We start from the raw sequence: 18,451 nt of genomic DNA on the forward strand, positions 1-18,451 counted from the left end.
CCAATACGGTTCGGTTAAGATCCCCCCGCCTACGGCGACCCCCTTAAAAAGGGGGTGAAAGAGGCTTGGAAGTCCCCCTTTTTAAGGGGGGTTGGGGGGATCTTCAAAATATAAAAACGTTAACCGAACCGCATTGTTAACACACCTATCTTTTACTTTTGAGTTTTGGAGAATGTTTATCCTGCAAGCTGCGAATTTTAACCAGCACTGAAATATATTGTTGAGTCATCCAAATCAACGCTTCAATGGATGAGTTACCTTGGTCAATTTGGCTTTTAGCTTGGAAGCCAATCAAGAATAGTTGCATTGTCAGCAACAAAGCAATGATTTTACCGAGAATTTGACGGACTTGCATTTGTTTCTACCCCCAAGAGTTGATAGATAAAGCTTCTCTTTGGGGTTGTATCACTAAGCAAATACCCTAATCTTGCTGAAAATGCCTTAGAATCTGGATTACATGAGTTTGGGGTGGTAGTTTCAATCTGGGGTAGCCCCAAACTTCTTACTCATTTTTTTGGATGTAATGGCGCGAGAATCTACTAAAGGCCCTGTAATTCAGAAACGAGTCAAGCGTTTGCTAGAGGCGTTGCTTTGTTTTGTCGATGGAGAATTTGAGGACGGTAACTTTAAAATTAAGTACAACTGGAAAGAAGAAGACAGCACTAACCCCAAGCTGACTGTGCAGACTACGTTAGTTGCGTTGGAGTTGCTGACCCAAAAAGACAAATATCCTGGCAAGTTAACTAAAGCGCAAATTCGAGAAGCGCTGAATTTGCTGAAGGATTTCTTGAAGATTCTCGAAGATAACCGTTCCCAAACTCAAGGTTCTGATGACTGGCACTTTACTTTAAAGCTATGGTCAAGGGATAGAGAGAAGAACCTAAAACGGTTTGATGAAGCGTGGGAAAATAACAGACCGAAAAAATCGAAAGAATTAGCAGCAAATTTCACCCAAGATGAGGGTGTTGCTACTGTACGTCAAATTAAACTTACTCTATTTCAAGCGCCACCCTTACCCGAACACTTTGTAGAACGCCCAGAGTATAGCGATGATTTAAAAACTCGTCTTTTAAATGGTTCATCGTCTGATAGTCGCACTTTAGTAATTACTGCAATTCACGGTTTGGGTTCCGTGGGCAAATCTACTTTAGCTGCGGCTTTAGCCCATAATGCAGAAATACAATCTCGTTTTGGTGATGGCATTCTTTGGGCAACATTAGGTCAACAACCCAATGTCCTTTCTTTACTTAGTGGCTGGGTGCAAGCATTAGGAGACTATAGCTTTAAGCCTACAAGTGTAGAAGCAACTTCCTCGCATTTGCGGACTCTGCTTTATGACAAGGCTGTGTTGCTGGTGGTGGATGATGCTTGGAATACCGAAGATGCACAAGCATTTAATTTTGGTGGGGCGCGTTGTCAAGTTTTAGTAACTACTCGTGAAGGTCACATTGCCGATGCCTTAGCAGCCAACACCTACAGCCTGGATATAATGAAACCAGATCAGGCAATGGAATTGCTGACCAAGAAATTAAGACGCGAGATTACTGGCATAGAACGTCACTCAGCAGAAAATTTAGCCAAAGGTGTTGGTTATCTTCCCCTAGCATTGGAACTTGCAGCCGCCGAAGTTGCCTGTGGTACGACTTGGAATGAACTGTTGGCGGATATTCAGCAAGAAGTAGCCAGATTAACAAGTTTTGACCGACCGGAAGCCGAAGAAATTACTGATGAGGCTAGTTTAAAACGCCTGAGTTTAACGGCATCATTAAATTTGAGTGTCAAGCGAATGCCACCAGAAAAGCAGCAGCATTTCTCTTGGTTAGGGGTATTGCCGGAGGATGTCAACATTAATAAGATGATGGCAGCAACGCTGTGGCAGATGGATAAGCGTGATGCTGCCAAGATGTTGCAATATTTACGGAATAAAGCATTGCTATTAACAGGAATACCGCTTGCTGATGGTATGCCTACCTATCGATTACATGACTTATTTCACGATTTAGCTTGTAATTTGTTAACTGCTCCCTCTGAGCCAAAACGCCGAGGAGATTTGGCTGGGTTGGGTTTAAACCTTGCTGATGTTCACGCTGCTTTTTTAAAGAAGTATCGGCAGAAAACCCAGAATGGTTTATGGCATACTTTACTCGATGATGGTTACATTCATCAGTATTTAGTTTGGCATTTGGAAAAGGCTGGACAGGTAGAAGAGATTCACACGTTATTGCGGGAAGAGTCTGCAACTGGAAGCAATGGCTGGTTTGAAGTGCGAGAACAATTGGGAGAAACTGGCGGTTACATCACAGATATTTCTCGTGCCTGGGAACTAGCAGAAACAAATTGGACTGAAGCAACCTTGTCTCAAGTGGTAGGTTTGCAGTGTTGCTATGCTTTGATTACGGCATCTCTGAATAGTTTGGCAGCGAATGTACCAGTGGAATTGCTGGTGGCGCTGGTCAAAAACAATTTTTGGAATGCTGAACAAGGACTAGCTTATGCTCTGCAAAACCCAGAACCAAAACAGAAAGTGAAAGCTCTTGCAGAGTTAGTCAACTATTTGCCGCCAAATTTAAAAAAACTGATGCTGTCAGAAGCACTCTCTGCTGCACGTTTGATTCAGGATGAGGAAGATTTTGCCGATGCCTTGAGAGCCTTAGCAGAACAACTGCCAGAGGTTTTACCAGAAGCACTCACCGCCACATGCTTGATTGAGAATGAGTATTCTCTTGCCAAAGCCTTGAGTGCCTTAGCAGAAAAATTGCCACCTGAATTGTTGCCAGAAGCACTAGCTGCCGCACGCTCGATTCAGGATGAGTATTCTCGCGCCTCTGCCCTCAGTAGTTTAGCAGAGAAACTGCCAGAGGTTTTCCCAGAAGCACTCGCCGCCGCGCGCTCGATTCAGAATGAGTATTCTTTCGTCTCTATCCTCAGTACCTTAGCAGAGAAATTGCCACCTAAATTGTTGCCAGAAGCACTCGCCGCCGCACGCTCGATTCAGAATGAGTATTCTCTCGGCTCTATCCTCAGTACCTTAGCAAAGAAACTGCCAAAGGCTTTGCCAGAAGCACTCGCCACCGCACGCTCGATTCAGGATGAGTATTCTCGCGCCAATGCCTTGAGTATCTTAGCAGAACAACTGCCAGAGGTTTTGCCAGAAGCACTCACCGCCACATGCTTGATTGAGAATGAGTATTCTTTCGCCAAGGCCTTGAGTGCCTTAGCAGAGAAACTGCCACCTGAATTGTTGCCAGAAGCACTAGCTGCCGCACGCTCTATTCAGAATGAGGAATATCGCACCTCTGCCCTCAGTACTTTAGCAGAGAAACTGCCAGAGATTTTCCCAGAAGCACTCGCTGCCGCGCGCTCTATTCAGAATGAGTATTTCCGTACCTTAGCTCTCAGTACTTTAGCAGAGAAACTGCCACCTGAATTGTTGCCAGAAGCACTCGCCGCCGCACGCTCAATTCAGAATGAGTATTCTCTCGCCTCTATCCTCAATACCTTAGCAAAGAAACTGCCAGAGGCTTTGACAGAAGCACTCGCCGCTGCACACTCAATTCAGAATCAGTATTCTCGTGCTGATGTCTTGAGAGCCTTAGCACAAAATCTGCCAGAGGTTCTGCCAGAAGCACTTGCCGCGGCACGCTTGATTCAAGATGAGTATTCTCGCGCCTCTGTCCTCAGTACCTTAGCAGAGAAACTGCCAGAGATTTTGCCAGAAGCACTCGCCGCAGCGCGCTCTATTCAGAATGAGTATTTCCGTACCTTAGCTCTCAGTACCTTAGTAGAGAAACTGCCAGAGGTTTCGCCAGAAGCACTCTCTGCTGCACGTTTGATTCAAGATGAGGAAGATTATCCCGATGTTTTGAGAGCCTTAGTAGAGAAAATACCACCTAAGTTGTTGCCAGAAGTACTCTCCGCAACGCGCTTGATTCATGATGAGAGAGAGCGCGCCCATATCTTGAGGGACTTAGCAGAGAAACTGCCACCTGAGTTGTTGCCAGAAGTACTCTCCGCAACGCGCTTGATTCAAGATGAGTATTCTCTCGCCTCTATCCTCAGTACTCTAGCGGAGAAAGTGCCAGAGGTTTTGCCAGAAGCACTCGCCGCCGCACGCTCGATTCAGAATGAGTATTCTCGCGCCTCTGCCTTGAGTGCCTTAGCAGAGAAACTACCAGAGGTTTTGCCAGAAGCACTCACCGCCACACGCTCGATTCAGTCCGAGTCAAATCGCGCTTCTGTCCTCACAACCTTAGCAGAGAAACTACCAGAGGTTCTGCCAGAAGCACTCGCTGCCGCGCGCTCGATTCAGGATGAGTATTCTCGTGCCTCTGCTTTAAGTGCCTTAGCAGAGAGACTGCCGCCTGAGTTGTTCCCAAAAGCACTCGCTACCGCACGCTCGATTCAGGATGAGTATTCTTGCGCCTCTGCCTTGAGTGCCTTAGCAGAGAAACTACCAGAGGTTCTGCCAGAAGCACTCACCGCCGCACGCTCGATTCAGTCCGAGTCAAATCGCGCTTCTGTCCTCACAACCTTAGCAGAGAAACTACCAGAGGTTCTGCCAGAAGCACTCGCTGCCGCGTGCTCGATTCAAGATGAGGATTCTCGCACCTATGCCTTAAGAGCCTTAGTAGAGAAACTGCCAGAGGTTCTGCCAGAAGCACTTGCCGCTGCACGCTCGATTCAGGATGAGTATTCTCGCACCTATGCCTTGATAGCCTTAGTAGAGAAACTGCCAGAGGTTCTGTCAGAAGCACTTGCCGCTGCACGCTCGATTCAGGATGAGGAATATCGCGCCGATGCATTGAGTACATGTGCTTTATATTTGTCACAAATGCCATCTGCCAAACTTTTTTCTCTTTGGCAAGATACACTTCATCAGCTATCCCTTCGTACTCGCCCTGATTTGCTGCGAGATATCAAAGAATTGTTTCCAGTTATCTTTGCATTAAGTGGTGAAGCAGCAACGGTAGAAATTGCCCGTGGGATTGAGCATGTGGCGCGATGGTGGAAATAATGCGTAATTCGTACCTCGCCTTCGCTCGGCAACCTAATTTGTAATTTAAAAGAGTTAGATATAACTTGCATCTGTAGCCTGATTTTAGTCAATTGGTATAAGGGGATGCAGGATCTATAGTTTTAAGCGAAGTACAATCGCCATTTACAGCTACTCAACCATCAAGTATGTATCGAATTTACAAACTCTCTTTGGTATAGATCAGTGAGCGATCGCAATTAGTCATAAAATCATCAGAGAAATTGTCTAGACTGTCAATGAGCGATCGCCTATATTGGTTTTTCTACAGCAGAATACTAAGCGATCGCATTTAGGTTGAGCATATCTTTACTAACTTTTTCTATAAACATCTTTTCGATGCTTGCACTGCAAAATCTGTACGAGTTGACTTTCATCATTAATCTCGTAACAAACTCTATAATCACCAATCCGAATACGATACTCGTTATCAGAACCTTTTAACTTTGCATACCTCATTATCTCTGCTGTGAGCGATTAGCAAGATATTGATCTATAGTCACGAACTCACCATCTTTATACTCAGCGCGAACTGCTTCAATTTCTGCCAGTGTTTCTGCATCGTCTTCGTACAACGCTTCTTCGTCCTCAAAAATTTGTTGCTCAATTAGCTCTTGAAGTTGACGTTTTTCTGTTAAATCAAGAGAAGATATTGCTTCTGCTAAAGTTTCTAAGGAGAGTTGTAATTTAACAATGGCTGGCATTTTTCTCCTATTGGGTGTATTATCTCGCATTTTGACACCATTATGCTGATTTTAACAGTTATATTTTTGTCAAGCCCAAAGTCTTTGAGTTGTATTTCACGCTTGTGGGGTGCGGCGCAGAAATTGGATTTGTCTAAACGGCGATCGCTTATATCGATCTTTTCTACAGAATAATCGCGATCGCTTACAAAAGTTTTGCCTATGCACTCCCGAACAAATTGAAAGAGTTACAGAACTTACGGGAGCGACTACAGGACTTATGGGAGCCGCTACAGGACTTACGGGAGCCGCTACAGGACTTACGGGAGCCGCTACAGGACTTACGGGAGCCGCTACAGGACTTACGGGAGCCGCTACAGGACTTACGGGAGCCGCTACAGGACTTACGGGAGCCGCTACAGGACTTACGGGAGCTTATAAATACCAAAATTTAGTAATTAAGTTCCGAAAAATTACTGTTATCAATCAAAAATGTTAGTAAAAAAATTGCGAGTTTTACTGAACCGGAACGCAGTTTAATTGAGGCAAGCTAGCTTTAAGAGCATCTTAAAGGAGTAATTTTATGTCTCGAAAAAAACGCACATCCCGTACTTTAGAAAAAGCTCAGTTAAGATCCGCCGGACTAAAATCAATTATTCCAAGCGTCAAATTTGATGAAGATTATAGTCTAGAAAAATTAGTTGAGTCAATCGACCAGCTACGCAACAAAATTGATGTTTATAATACTGCTCTGTCGATAGTTGACTCTTCTAAAACTGAAATTGAAGAAATGGAAAAAAATTTGAGTCAGCTTTCTGAGAAAATGCTGATGGTGGTTGCAATTAAGTACGGTAAAAACAGCCGTGAGTATGAAATGGCGGGTGGTGTTCGTGATAGCGATCGCATCCGCAAAATCAGATCGAGCCGCTTGAAAAATGTTGCAGAACAAGCATCAGATGAAAATGCTAAAATTGCATAAAATACGCGATAAATCGCCCTCTCTACAAAAGGCGATTTATCGCGTTTTTGCAATCTATGATTTTCATCATATAAACCTTAGAGGATGTTTTAAAAGTGGATGGCTGTAATTTTAGGCACTTTTAGCTCCCCCCAGCCCCCCTTAAAAAGGGGGTAAAGTCTCTAAAAGTCCCCCTTTTTAAGGGGGATTTAGGGGGATCTAAAACGTTTTGCTACCGAGCAGAGGAATTTTAAAACATCCTCTTAACCTAACTGTATTGATTCGCATCCTATGAGACGTTTTAAATTTTGAATTTTGAATCTTCAATCCAAAATCCAAAATTTAAAATCTAATTTTCAAAGTTATTTATGTCAGTGTGAGCCTACACGTATGCTTTCTTCGTCGAGATTGTCTGGCAGAAATCCACCTGCCTGCATTTTCCATAATCTGTAGTAAGCGCCGCCGAGTGCCAGCAGTTTAGCATGGGAACCATCCTCGATAATCCGACCTTTGTCAAACACCAAAATCCGATCTAGATGGACGATGGTAGATAGTCGATGAGCCACTACAATGACCGTTTTCCCATTCATTGCTAAGTCGAGGGTATCTTGGATCGCTTTTTCGGTGATTGAATCGAGGCTAGAGGTGGCTTCATCTAAAATCAGGATCGGCGCATCTTTGAGAATTACCCGTGCGATTACAATGCGCTGTCTTTGCCCTCCAGAAAGCTTTACACCACGTTCGCCTACCAGAGAATTGTAACCATCCTTGCTTTGGGCGATGAAATCGTGAGCATGAGCCTTGCGCGAAGCCTCAATCACTTCCTCATCGGTTGCATCCAAGCGTCCGTAACGAATATTTTCTAGCAAAGTGCGATGGAACAGAGATGGATCTTGGGGAATTAAGCTGATCTGGGCGTGTAAAGCATCTTGAGTCATGTCTCGAATATCGACCCCATCAATAATAATTTGTCCAGATTGTGGGTCGAATAAACGCAGAATTAGATTGACAAAAGTGGATTTTCCAGAGCCGGACAAGCCTACCAGTCCGATCCGCTCTCCTGGTTGGATGGTGACAGAAAGATTGTTGAAAACTTTCTTCTCTTCTGTGTAGTTGAAATTCACCCGCCGAAACTCAATCTTACCTTGAGTGATTGAGTGGGCGATCGCCTTATCGCGATCGACCAACTCGTGGGGTTGAATGATGGTGAAAACGCCATTGGCGACATTACCAACGTGTTCAAAAAATTCCAGAAAGCGGCGGCTCAAATTACGCGCTTCACTGATAATCAATAGCGACAGGCTGGTTGCTACAACAAAGTCAGCAGTAGCAATCTTTCCTTGACTCCACAGAGAAAGCGAGTAATATAGGGTGCTGATTTTTAGAATGGCTGCTGAGATGAATTGAAACCAGCGAATGCGCTCTGAGTACCAGTTGGACTCTCTCACGTGTTTGATTTCGCGCTTTAATTGGTCATTCAAATAGTGTCGTTCAAAACCAAAACGAGCAAATAGTCGGCTACTAGTGAGATTTGTGACCGCATCTACAATGATGCCAGTTGTCTCACTTCTGGCGGCTGCGGCTTTCCGGGAGTAAAATCGGCAGCGAGTTGCTAGCCAGAACGAAATACAGATAAAGAGAACCGCCCAGATTCCCACAAGTGCAGCCAGGGGAGGGTAAGCGCGATACAGTATTGTCGTAGCGACGCCATACACCACAATTACTGGCATAAACTCGCTAATCATCATTTGCATCGTCTGGGTAACACCTAGAGAAGTTTCGCTAATCCGATGTGCCAATGCTCCAGAAAAACTGCTGCTCAAGTAGCGATGCGAATGGTGTTGCAAGTAGGCATATAGCGATCGCACAATATGTTGTCGATGGATGGGATGGAGAATCGTCTGCAAGAGTCCAGCCGATCGCCCAAAAACCACTTCACCCACACTCAAGCCGATGAACAGCATCAGAGGTTGCTTCATGGCATCAAAAATGGGCTTACTGTCACCCGTCGATCGCGTCACACCCCGGATGATCTCGCCAATAGCATAAGGCAGCATAATGCCACAGGTTGCGTGTACGATCTCCAGGATCACCGCTAATACATACCACCAACGGAACTGGTTAACGAAATACAAAATGAACCTAAAGGGAGTTGATGGTAAATCTGGTGCATCAGGAGCGCGTTGAAAAGATTTGGATTGTCTAGTTTTTTTCGTCATGAAAGTCGATCTCTTAGGCATCATTTTAGCTTTTCTACAAGATAAAAATGGACGACTGGAGCAGCCGTCCGATGGCATTAGAGACTTTTAGAAGTACTCCACTAGACCATAATTTCTGATGGTGTGATTCCAATTAGTCATTGGTCATTTGTCATTAGTCATTTGTCATTTGTTATTCGCTGCGTCCCTAGTTTCTAACGAAGAGAATCTCCTCTTCGGTATTCGGCGGTTATGTCGTCTAATTTTTGTTTCAAACTGTCGTCAAGTTTTAGTTCTACTGCTTTGAGGTTGTCAGTAAGTTGTTCTGGGCGGCTAGCGCCAATAATGGGGGCAGTAATAATGGGATTAGATAAAACCCAAGCTACTGCTAGGGTAGTGAGAGACAATCCGGCGAGATCCGCTACTGTGCGTAAATCTTCGACAGTATTGAACTCGCGATCGTGCCAGTAGCGATCTTGATAACGTTCTGCGGCAGCACCTAACGTAAAACGAGTGCCTGAGGTGGGGCCTTGAGTAAGAATGTGTTTGCCTGTAAGTAGACCACCCGCCAATGGATTGTAGGAAATTACACCCAGTCCTTCTTCTTTGGCCAAGGGCAATAGTTCTCGCTCAATTTCGCGGAATAACAAGTTATAACGGGGCTGAATTGAGATGAACTTAGTTAAATTGCGTGTCTCGGCGCGACCCAAAGCGCGGGCGAGTCTGTAGGCTAAAAAGTTGGAAACCCCGATGTAGCGCACCTTGCCAGCACTAACTACTGCATCCAGCGCTTCCAGAGTCTCATCAAGAGGGGTTGACGCATCGTCGGAGTGCAACTGGTACAAATCGATATAATCAGTTCCTAGCCGCCGTAGAGAAGCATCGATCGCATCCAAAATATGTTTCCGCGAAGCCCCTTGATCCCAAGGTGCAGGGCCAACTCGACCGACGCACTTGGTAGCTAAAATAAAATGTTCGCGTTTGCCTTTGAGCCAGCGTCCAACGATTTCTTCAGTACGTCCAGCAGTAGCAAGTCCACCACCGAGGGGATAAACATCGGCTGTATCCAAAAAATTGATCCCGCCATCAGCTGCGGTGTCAAGGATCTGCCTGGAAGTTTCTTCATCTGTCTGTAAACCAAAGGTCATAGTGCCGAGACAAAGACGCGAAACAGTCAATCCAGTTTTACCGAGCTTGGTAGTTGGTAAGGTCATAGATATGTTGTTGATTGAGGTTGATTGAGAAAGTTTTAAAATTTTTAAATAGAATGCGACGTGCGTTCTGCGTTAGCGAGGCGGGGCGAAACTAAAACGCTATGCAATAAATGCATTTTTTAAGGCGTGAACCAATTTAACCAACCTTCCCAGCTTTGGACGATCGCGGCAAATTCTGCATAACCATCTGCTTTTGGGTGAGCGCCATCATTAGCTTTTGCTTCTGCTAGCCAGATTGGTGACTTTACCAAACTAGAAAACACATCAAGATACGGAACATCTAGTTGATTACAAACCAATGCGAATTCCTGTGATAGATTTGCAAGAATTTGATTTCTTTTTTCTTGATCGACATCACCGCAGGGTGGCGGACTAACCATCAAAATCGGATAGAGTTGCTTCGCTTGGCTTAAGATATTGTGAGCATTGGCAATCGACTCAGAAAGTTCGATTCCTTGCTGTTTACCTGCCCATCCTGAATCATTTGCCCCAAAGGAAAACACTACTCGACCATCGGATTCTTTTGGGAGACGATAGGAGACTTCCGAGTACCAACGTTTTTTGAGATACCGACTTGTCTCTGCCCGCACCCCCAAGTTGTAATGGGTGATAGCGTATCCTCTTGATTCAGCATTGCGGCACACTCTACCTGTCCAACCCAGAAACTCTGGATCGCCTGTGCCATTGACAAAGGATTCACCAATAAAACAAATTCTGATTTCTTTACGAGAATCTGACATAAGTCACGTCGCTTCTCTACGAGACGCTGCGCGTAGCTTGCTTCCCCGCAGGGGTAAGCTCTTAAGCATTTAATTTACACATTGAGACCGCAGGGGGGCAGGGGGCAGGGAGCAAGGGAAAGGGTTTGCAGTTTTTCTTACCATGAATATGGTGCAATTTAAATGACGATTAGCTTACACAGACAACGGATATAGCGGTCATAATTGCATAGAATACAGACCATTTGTAGGGGTACAGCATTGCTCATTGGTGTCAACTTAACGCGAAACCGCTTGTCCGCCGGGAATTTCAATTCCCGTCTCATAGCTAAAGTCATCTGAAGATGACTAAATATCGCCAAAAATCTCCAGTCTACTTCAGTAGACTTAAGCTATTAGCCCGAAAATTTATTTCCGGGCGGGCATGTCAGCCAACAGATAAGCTGTTTCCAACTTAAGTTGACACCTATGAGCATTGCTGTGCCCTATTGTGTATTGCATCTCAAGCAACTACAGAAATTTCACGACGGCTCTGGGAAATTAGCCACTGTTGCAACTTGGAATCGCCGTATACCTCATCTGCAATAAAATGATCGCCATCGGGCAGTATTGTCAAATCAACTTTCCCCCCGACTTTGCGTAAGCGCTCAACAAATTGTTCTGTATCCTCAATTGGCAGATTTTTGTCTTGTCCACCTTGGAATATTTGAACGGGAATGTCTTTGAGTGCAGCTAGTTCGCTTTCTTCTAATGTTTTGGGTACTCTTCCAGATACAGGTACTAAACCTGCGAAGCGATCGGGATGCAAAGCAGCAATATGCCAGATCCCCGCCGAACCTAAGCTGAACCCGGCTAATATCACCCGCGCTGGATCGACGGGTTGGGAAGCGATCAATTCATCAAGTAAAGCAAGCACATCATCGGCTCGATCTGCCCAAGTCTGTTCAGCCGGAATCTGGGGTGCAGCAAAGACATAAGGTAAGGAGTTGGATGAATCTACGAAACGAGGTAGACCCCATTTCAGCAACACATTCAAATCTATACCGCGATCGCGTCCTCCATGCAAAAACAATACCAGGGTTGCGGGTTTGTTGGCATTATCAGAAACAGGCGAAAAAAGATAAGGCAAGGAACCATTGCTGGTTTCGTAAGAGCGTTGTTCAACAGGCATAGTTTTGGCTCCTAATTTAAATTGGGGATTGGAAAGAGGCAGAGGGGCAGGGTGCGGGGGGCAGAGGGGAAAATTTTTCTCCCTTGCTCCCTGCTCCCTGCTCCCTTGCTTCTCCCTCAGTCCCCTATGTACTAAGCCTTGACAGGCTGTTTCCACACTGCGGCGGCGTACAGTGAGGCATCGAAGTCTGGCGCGATGTTGTTGCTTGTGATTCGTGTCTCGTGCAGTGCCCAGTCGGTGAAGAATAAGTCATGAGTGATACGCGACACTATTGCCGGGACATCACGCCGGATGCTGGGCACGTCGCCGATGGGCAGACCGAAGCTCACAAAACCGGCTGGGTTGAAGACGTGGATATCCTTGAGGTAAGGTGCGCTACCGGGTACTTTTTCTTGGTATTCGTGGGCACTGCCAAGGTAGGGGTGTGTGCCCAAGTCGTCGGCGCGTTGGTCGGCTGGTGGTTGATAGCGATCGCGCCAAAGTGCAATATGCTGTGCAAAGTCAGCTAGTTCGGGCCGCTTTGTCGGATCAACAAAGTAACCGGTGCCTGCGATCGCAAAATCGAACTCAAAAACATCGTCGTTCACCTGGGCGACAATGCGCCCGCCTTCCTCGTGCGCCGATCTCCAGTTTGCAGATAAATGTAGATGAAAGTTGGGGAATGCGATCGCCCGTTGAATTGCGTCGGCTGGTGGTGTAGAACCAACTTCACGAAAACGCCAAGCTTGGAACCAACGGGCTGCATCAGGTAGTTCTGGATAGTTGTAGTAAGCGCCAGGATACCCACGCACGCGATTTATCGGCAGCGATGCGATCTCTGATCGCCGGGCAAACAAATGCACCGCCTTTGCCCCCGATTCCAGCGCCACCCCTGCGGCATCGAAAGCTGAGGCCGCAGCACCCAGCACTGCTACAGTTTTGCCGCGCAATGCGCCGAAGTCGATGGTATCGACAGTGTGGGCATACAGCCTGCGTGGTAGACTATCTAACACTGGTGGCACGTATGGGCCGCCAGTACCAGCCACGCCATTAGCAAAGATAATCTTGCGCGTCGTCTCTACCTGTGGGACACCGTTCACCTCAAGATGCAGACGAAAAAAACCTTCAGCCGGCTCAATTCGCACTAGCCGCGTCTGATACCGAACTGTGATGCCCAAAAATTGCCGATACCAGCTGAGGTACTCAGCCCATAGCAATCTGGGGATACGGTCGATCGCTGCGTAGGCATCAGCACCGTGTCGCGCTTCATACCAAGCCTGGAACGACAGCGCCGGAATACCAAGTTCAGGGCCGGGCAAGTTCTTCGGTGTGCGTAGTTTATTCATCCGCGCTCGGTTGAGCCACACGCCAGCATGGGCTTCATCTTTGGCCGCGTCGATCACCGTCACGCGACCGATGCCAGCGCGCCGCAGTGCAAATGCAAAGACGCTGCCGCTACCGCTACCACCCACAACCGTGACGTTGTGATCGATGCCTTGGCGATCGGGTATCCAGCTATCAGGATCGGGGCCAATTAGACGTAGCGCCTCGCGGGCCCCAATATCAGGATCAGTCGTTATTGTCATGTCGATCTCCCAAGGTGAAACACTATGAGGATGAGGGAGATGAGGAAGAATAATCTCCCCCGACTCCCTGATCTCGCCTTTTACGCTACTACTAGATTCTTGTCCACTTGTTGAAATTCGGTGTTACTCACCTTAGATTCGATCGCTGTACCCTTGAAGAATTCGGGGTTAGCTTGGGTGTAAAACTTGTAGGGATTAGCGAATACATAAGATTTGAATTCGGCTTCGGAAATAACGCCTTCTTGTACGAGATCCCAGCTTTCAGCCAAGGGAGAGGTGAGGTCTGGCACATCCCAGTGACCAACATCGGAGGAATAGATGGCGTTGATCTTGACTTTCAAGGGATTGGCTTTGTCATTGAATGCCGTAGCGATGGTGCGATCGTCGGACTCGGAACCAAAGAAGAAACTGTTCACCCAGCGATCGCGGATGTCTTCAATTGTTTCAATGCCAGCTGCTGCAAAATCGTTCAATTCGCTACCGATGGGTGCGCGGCTATGACGGCTGAATGAAGCTCCCAGTACAGTTTTGGTCAATTCATCCTTATCGAGGGAATACCCTTGAGCAACTTCTGCACCGTAGCGCTCAAATATCTCAAATAGCTCATCAGCATTGGTCAAGGCTGGATTGTAGTTTTCCAGTGCCTTGATGTTGCGCTTCAAGAACCGATCCACCAAATGGATGTAGACACGCGCACCCCAATCTGCGCCACCTTCTAGCATAGCTACGCGTAACTGTGGAAAACGCTTGGTAACACCACCAAAGAACAGCGCCTTGGCAAATGCTTCCGAACCATCGGCAAAGTGACCGATATGGTTGTTCATGTAGTTACTGATGGAGGAGCGGCCAGTCCAGCCCTGACTGCCGTAATGGGTGGTGACGGGTACGCCCAGTTCCACGACTTTCGCCCAGAAGGGATCGTAGTCGTATTCACTATCTAGCCCGTAGAAGTCGATATAAGAGGCATACTTGGCGATTTCGGGGAATTTATCGGCTGGATATTTATCAGCGATCGCTTTGATTGGCCGCTTCACGCCTCCAGTGATATTAATCACTTTCAAGCCAAGTGTTTTTACGGCAAACTCTAACTCCTCAATGCCTTCTTCGGGAGTAGTTAAGGGGATACCAGCTACCGGTGTTAGGCGATCGCTATATTTCCGGTAAATATCAGCATGATAGTGATTTACTGCACGTTGCAGCGCTTGACGATTCTCTGCACTGGCTCCAGCTGGTGCTAAAACATTGTTGGGAAACAGCACTGAATAGTCAGATCCTTGCTCTGCCTGACGCTCATAGAGCAATCCGGGCAGGGTGTAAGTAGCAAGATCCAGTGTATTTTTGGTAACTCTAGCCCACCAAGGCGATCGGATTGTCCGATTGTATTGACGTTCTTCAGGGGTTTGTTGATACCAGTCTTTACCGTTGCTCTTAGAGTTGAGACGAGAAGCTTCAGTCTTACGTAACTCGTCTACAAGTTTCACACCGCCGTACTTAGCGATGTAATCCTCAAAAGCTGGCGTGAAATCATTGGTATGAACATCGGTGTCGATTACTGGATAATCAAGTGTTGCTCTGATTGCAGCAGAGCGTGAAGTCTTCAATCGGCTATATTCAGTCATATTTTTCCTTCAAAAAATTACAGGTTTTTCCAAGCATCCAATGCTGCTTAGGGCTGTCCTTTGTAAATACAAATGACAAAGGACAAATGACTAATGACAAATATTTCAAGTTCTGTAGGGCGGCGATCTACAGAAAGTGCAATTTAAAAGGTTTTGTGAAAAATTCATTTAAGCTACCACCAGATTCTTATCCACTTGTTGAGCGGCAAGACCATTACCCGGCCGACGCAATCCAAGGTTTTCACGCAAGGTAGTACCCTCGTATTTGGTACGGAAAAGTCCGCGTTTCTGCAAGATGGGGACAACTAAATTAACAAAGTCATCTAATCCTGTGGGCAGAATTGGCGGCATAATATTAAAGCCGTCTGCTGCACCGTTACTGAACCATTCTTCAAGCTGATCGGCAATACTTTCGGGACTACCGATAATCGTGCGATGACCCCGCGCCGTGGCAACAGAGAGATACAACTGACGCAGCGTTAGATTGCCGCGATTTACAAGATCCGTCAGCAACTTCAGGCGACTTTTACCACCATTGGTATCAGTGGGCAAGGGTGGTGCGAGATCGTCGAGTGAATAGCCAGATAAATCAATGCCCTGATAACGCGTTTTCAGTAAGCCCCATGCCACCGATGGGTGAATTAGCGATTGCAGGAATTCGTATTTTTCCTGAGCTTCTTCTTCAGTGCGACCAATCACTGGAAACACACCCGGCATGATTTTCAGATCGTCTAGTTGGCGGCCATATTTAGCCAACCTACCTTTCACATCAGCATAAAATTCCTGCCCGTCTTCCAGTGTTTGGTTGGCAGTAAAAATAACTTCAGCAGTCTTTGCCGCCAGTTCACGCCCAACTTCCGAAGCACCAGCCTGGATAATCACCGGATAACCTTGAGGCGGACGACCGACGTTTAAAGGGCCTTTGACAGAAAAATGTTTGCCTTTGTAATTGAGTGTATGCAGTTTATTCGGGTCAAAATAGACACCAGATTCTTTGTCTCGGATGAAGGCATCATCTTCCCAGCTATCCCAAAGACCTTTCACCACTTTTACAAACTCTTCGGCGCGTTCATAGCGCTGGCTATGCTCTAGGTGTTCGTCATGGCCGAAATTACCTGCGGCATTCTCATTACCTGTGGTGACTACATTCCAAGCTGCTCGACCGTTACTCAAATAGTCTAGTGAAGCAAACTTACGCGCAAGGGTGTAGGGTTCTTCATAAGTGGTTGAAGCTGTCGCAACAAAGCCAATGTGTTTAGTGAGTGGGGCCAGTGCGGAAAATAGTGTTACTGGCTCGAACTTAGCTAATTTGCCGTTGCGTTTCAGCACCTCTGGTTCACCACTATCTTGTAGGCTAGGGCTATCGGCTAAGAAAACAGCATCCAACAAGCCCCGTTCGGCGGTTTGGGTAATTTCCTTGTAATGCTCGAAATTTAGCCCAGCATCAGCTTGTGAATCGGGGTGTCGCCAAGCCGCGATATGGTGGCCAGTGGCTTGAATAAATGCACCTAAACGAAGCTTACGTGTTGTACTCATCTGCTTTTTTCTACAATGTCTGAGCGATCGCGGAGTGTTTCGTAGAGAAGATTACAGTCGGTATCGAATGACACTAAGAAATTCGAAAGCTTGTCTATCCTCGTTCCCAGCCTCCAGCCTGGGAACCAGTTAGGGCAAGGGCTGTGTTTTAACTTAGTGCCATTCCGTTAAATATCACTGATCGCTTTTCATGTCTTGAGACAGGGAGTAGTGTAGTTGAATTACTTGAAAAGCCTTATCAGCACAGTGCAGAGATGAAAAGTTATTTATGCTAAAACTAATCTCTCATCCACTTGTTTGACGGCAAAACTATTGCCAGGACGACGCAATCCCAGGTTTTCACGCAAGGTACTTCCTTCGTATTCGGTACGGAACAGTCCCCGTTTCTGAAGGACAGGAACAACTAGGTTAACGAAGTCATCTAACCCAGTGGGAAGGATTGGCGGCATGATATTAAAGCCATCTGCTGCGCCGTTGTTGAACCATTCTTCTAGCTGGTCGGCAATGGTTTCGGGAGTCCCAAGTATGGTGCGATGACCCCGCGCGGTAGCAAGAGAGAGATACAACTGGCGCAGTGTGAGAGTGCCACGAGTAGCCAAATCTTTGACTAGTTTGAGACGACTTTTGTTAGCGTTGGTGTCGCTGGGTAGTTCGGGAGCCACATCATCTAAAGAATATTTTGACAAATCCACACCTTTGTAATAGTTCTTTAAAATTCCCCAAGCGACATCAGGATGGATTAACGATTGCAAGAATTCGTATTTCTCTTGAGCTTCTGCTTCGGTACGACCAATGATTGGGAAAGCTCCAGGCATGATTTTTAGATCGTCTGGCGATCGCCCATATTGTGCTAGCCTACCTTTGATATCAGCATAAAATTCTTGGGCATCAGCTAGGGTTTGATTGGCGGTGAAAATCGCCTCAGCAGTACGTGCAGCTAAGTCCCGTCCCGATTCGGAGGCTCCAGCTTGGACAATCACCGGATAGCCTTGGGGCGGACGACCGACGTTTAGGGGCCCTTTGACAGAGAAATACTTGCCTTTGTGGTTCAATGTATGCAATTTATCTGGGTCAAAATAGATTCCAGATTCTTTGTCACGGATAAAAGCATCGTCTTCCCAACTATCCCATAGACCCTTCACCACTTCCACAAACTCTTCAGCACGTTCATAACGCTCGCTGTGTTCTGGGTGATGCTCAAGTCCGAAATTAAGTGCAGCATTCTCATTCCCTGTAGTAACTACATTCCACCCCGCCCGGCCTTTGCTCAAGTGGTCTAGGGAAGCAAACTTACGTGCCAGGGTGTAGGGTTCTTCATAAGTGGTCGAGGCGGTGGAAATGAAGCCGATGTTTTGGGTTACAGAGGACAAGGCCGAGAACAGGGTGACTGGCTCGAAATGGGCGATTTTACCGTTACGATGCTGAGTTTCTGGAGCGCCGCCCCAGATTCCTGGACTATCCGCCAAGAAAACTGCATCAAATAAGCCGCGTTCAGCAGTCTGGGTAATTTCTTTGTAATGCTCGAAATTCAGTCCTGCATCTGCTTGTGAATCGGGATGCCGCCAAGCAGAGACATGGTGTCCAGTGGCTTGAATGAATGCACCTAAACGAAATTTGCGTGTTGTACTCATATACTTTTTTCTTTTCTTAATATTGCGTTAAGGGACTTTCAAATCAAAAAACATCCCAAATTCTTCTTGTGGGATGGGTGAAAACACCCGTCCCATATTCAACAGACTTAGGCATGAGCTATCAG

General features: G+C 46.5%; 14 protein-coding genes and 1 pseudogene. 3 read left to right on the forward strand and 12 right to left on the reverse strand.

Features of this window, described 5'->3' with window-relative positions:
* Window positions 1-145: 145 nt before the first annotated feature.
* Window positions 146-355 carry a hypothetical protein gene (locus HWQ39_RS34030; protein ID WP_292854723.1) on the reverse strand — a complete coding sequence of 70 codons (210 nt, stop codon included), beginning with the start codon at window positions 353-355 and terminating at the stop codon, window positions 146-148.
* 168 nt (window positions 356-523) lie between these two features.
* On the opposite strand from HWQ39_RS34030, the gene HWQ39_RS34035 reads away from it, so the two are divergent.
* Complete coding sequence (locus HWQ39_RS34035; protein WP_292854725.1) at window positions 524-5,014, forward strand: NB-ARC domain-containing protein; 4,491 nt, start codon at window positions 524-526, stop codon at window positions 5,012-5,014.
* 330 nt (window positions 5,015-5,344) lie between these two features.
* Here HWQ39_RS34035 and HWQ39_RS34490 read toward each other — a convergent pair whose 3' ends face one another.
* The gene (locus tag HWQ39_RS34490) at window positions 5,345-5,491 is read right to left on the reverse strand and encodes a type II toxin-antitoxin system RelE/ParE family toxin (RefSeq protein ID WP_366932332.1); all 147 of its coding nucleotides are present in this window, start codon (window positions 5,489-5,491) and stop codon (window positions 5,345-5,347) included.
* Window positions 5,491-5,736: a hypothetical protein gene (locus HWQ39_RS34040; protein WP_292854728.1), complete on the reverse strand. Its 246-nt coding sequence runs from the start codon at window positions 5,734-5,736 to the stop codon at window positions 5,491-5,493. The genes HWQ39_RS34490 and HWQ39_RS34040 overlap by 1 nt, the downstream gene beginning before the upstream one ends.
* A gap of 109 nt (window positions 5,737-5,845) precedes the next feature.
* Between HWQ39_RS34040 and HWQ39_RS34045 the strand changes: the two genes are divergently transcribed.
* On the forward strand, window positions 5,846-6,214 hold the full coding sequence (locus tag HWQ39_RS34045) for a hypothetical protein (RefSeq protein ID WP_292854730.1): 369 nt from the start codon (window positions 5,846-5,848) through the stop codon (window positions 6,212-6,214).
* Between the two features lie 84 nt (window positions 6,215-6,298).
* Entirely contained in the window at window positions 6,299-6,694 is a 396-nt protein-coding gene (locus tag HWQ39_RS34050; RefSeq protein WP_292854733.1) for a hypothetical protein, read from the forward strand.
* 350 nt (window positions 6,695-7,044) lie between these two features.
* Here the strand turns inward: HWQ39_RS34050 and HWQ39_RS34055 are convergent, their stop codons facing one another.
* The 9 genes and pseudogenes from HWQ39_RS34055 to HWQ39_RS34095 form a co-directional block, all read right to left on the reverse strand.
* Window positions 7,045-8,892, reverse strand: coding sequence for an ABC transporter ATP-binding protein (locus HWQ39_RS34055; protein WP_292854736.1), 1,848 nt, complete (start codon window positions 8,890-8,892; stop codon window positions 7,045-7,047).
* 194 nt (window positions 8,893-9,086) lie between these two features.
* Window positions 9,087-10,085, reverse strand: a complete 999-nt coding sequence (locus HWQ39_RS34060) for an aldo/keto reductase (RefSeq protein WP_292854739.1) — start codon at window positions 10,083-10,085, stop codon at window positions 9,087-9,089.
* Between the two features lie 119 nt (window positions 10,086-10,204).
* Window positions 10,205-10,825, reverse strand: a complete 621-nt coding sequence (locus tag HWQ39_RS34065; protein WP_179068826.1) for a GDSL-type esterase/lipase family protein — start codon at window positions 10,823-10,825, stop codon at window positions 10,205-10,207.
* A 481-nt stretch (window positions 10,826-11,306) separates the two neighbouring features.
* Window positions 11,307-11,975, reverse strand: coding sequence for a dienelactone hydrolase family protein (locus HWQ39_RS34070; protein WP_292854741.1), 669 nt, complete (start codon window positions 11,973-11,975; stop codon window positions 11,307-11,309).
* Window positions 11,976-12,106: 131 nt separating this feature from the next.
* Complete coding sequence (locus HWQ39_RS34075) at window positions 12,107-12,766, reverse strand: hypothetical protein (RefSeq protein ID WP_292854856.1); 660 nt, start codon at window positions 12,764-12,766, stop codon at window positions 12,107-12,109.
* 78 nt (window positions 12,767-12,844) lie between these two features.
* Window positions 12,845-13,540 (reverse strand): annotated as a pseudogene (locus HWQ39_RS34080) (FAD/NAD(P)-binding protein); the annotation flags it as partial.
* 80 nt (window positions 13,541-13,620) lie between these two features.
* Window positions 13,621-15,159, reverse strand: coding sequence for an amidohydrolase family protein (locus HWQ39_RS34085; protein ID WP_292854743.1), 1,539 nt, complete (start codon window positions 15,157-15,159; stop codon window positions 13,621-13,623).
* 168 nt (window positions 15,160-15,327) lie between these two features.
* Window positions 15,328-16,695: an LLM class flavin-dependent oxidoreductase gene (locus HWQ39_RS34090; protein ID WP_292854746.1), complete on the reverse strand. Its 1,368-nt coding sequence runs from the start codon at window positions 16,693-16,695 to the stop codon at window positions 15,328-15,330.
* 266 nt (window positions 16,696-16,961) lie between these two features.
* Window positions 16,962-18,326, reverse strand: a complete 1,365-nt coding sequence (locus tag HWQ39_RS34095; protein WP_292854749.1) for an LLM class flavin-dependent oxidoreductase — start codon at window positions 18,324-18,326, stop codon at window positions 16,962-16,964.
* Between the last annotated feature and the right edge of the window lie 125 nt (window positions 18,327-18,451).

This window comes from Nostoc sp. NMS8 (assembly GCF_017115045.1).
Lineage (GTDB): Bacteria > Cyanobacteriota > Cyanobacteriia > Cyanobacteriales > Nostocaceae > Nostoc.

What these genes read in the sequence shown, in the direction of transcription:
- HWQ39_RS34065 (WP_179068826.1), bottom strand. Translation starts at nt 10,825, where the DNA reads ATGTCAGATTCTCGTAAAGAAATCAGAATTTGTTTTATTGGTGAATCC.
- HWQ39_RS34060 (WP_292854739.1), bottom strand. Translation starts at nt 10,085, where the DNA reads ATGACCTTACCAACTACCAAGCTCGGTAAAACTGGATTGACTGTTTCG.
- HWQ39_RS34030 (WP_292854723.1), bottom strand. Translation starts at nt 355, where the DNA reads ATGCAAGTCCGTCAAATTCTCGGTAAAATCATTGCTTTGTTGCTGACA.
- HWQ39_RS34040 (WP_292854728.1), bottom strand. Translation starts at nt 5,736, where the DNA reads ATGCCAGCCATTGTTAAATTACAACTCTCCTTAGAAACTTTAGCAGAA.
- HWQ39_RS34490 (WP_366932332.1), bottom strand. Translation starts at nt 5,491, where the DNA reads ATGAGGTATGCAAAGTTAAAAGGTTCTGATAACGAGTATCGTATTCGG.
- HWQ39_RS34035 (WP_292854725.1), top strand. Translation starts at nt 524, where the DNA reads ATGGCGCGAGAATCTACTAAAGGCCCTGTAATTCAGAAACGAGTCAAG.
- HWQ39_RS34085 (WP_292854743.1), bottom strand. Translation starts at nt 15,159, where the DNA reads ATGACTGAATATAGCCGATTGAAGACTTCACGCTCTGCTGCAATCAGA.
- HWQ39_RS34095 (WP_292854749.1), bottom strand. Translation starts at nt 18,326, where the DNA reads ATGAGTACAACACGCAAATTTCGTTTAGGTGCATTCATTCAAGCCACT.
- HWQ39_RS34055 (WP_292854736.1), bottom strand. Translation starts at nt 8,892, where the DNA reads ATGACGAAAAAAACTAGACAATCCAAATCTTTTCAACGCGCTCCTGAT.
- HWQ39_RS34090 (WP_292854746.1), bottom strand. Translation starts at nt 16,695, where the DNA reads ATGAGTACAACACGTAAGCTTCGTTTAGGTGCATTTATTCAAGCCACT.
- HWQ39_RS34070 (WP_292854741.1), bottom strand. Translation starts at nt 11,975, where the DNA reads ATGCCTGTTGAACAACGCTCTTACGAAACCAGCAATGGTTCCTTGCCT.
- HWQ39_RS34050 (WP_292854733.1), top strand. Translation starts at nt 6,299, where the DNA reads ATGTCTCGAAAAAAACGCACATCCCGTACTTTAGAAAAAGCTCAGTTA.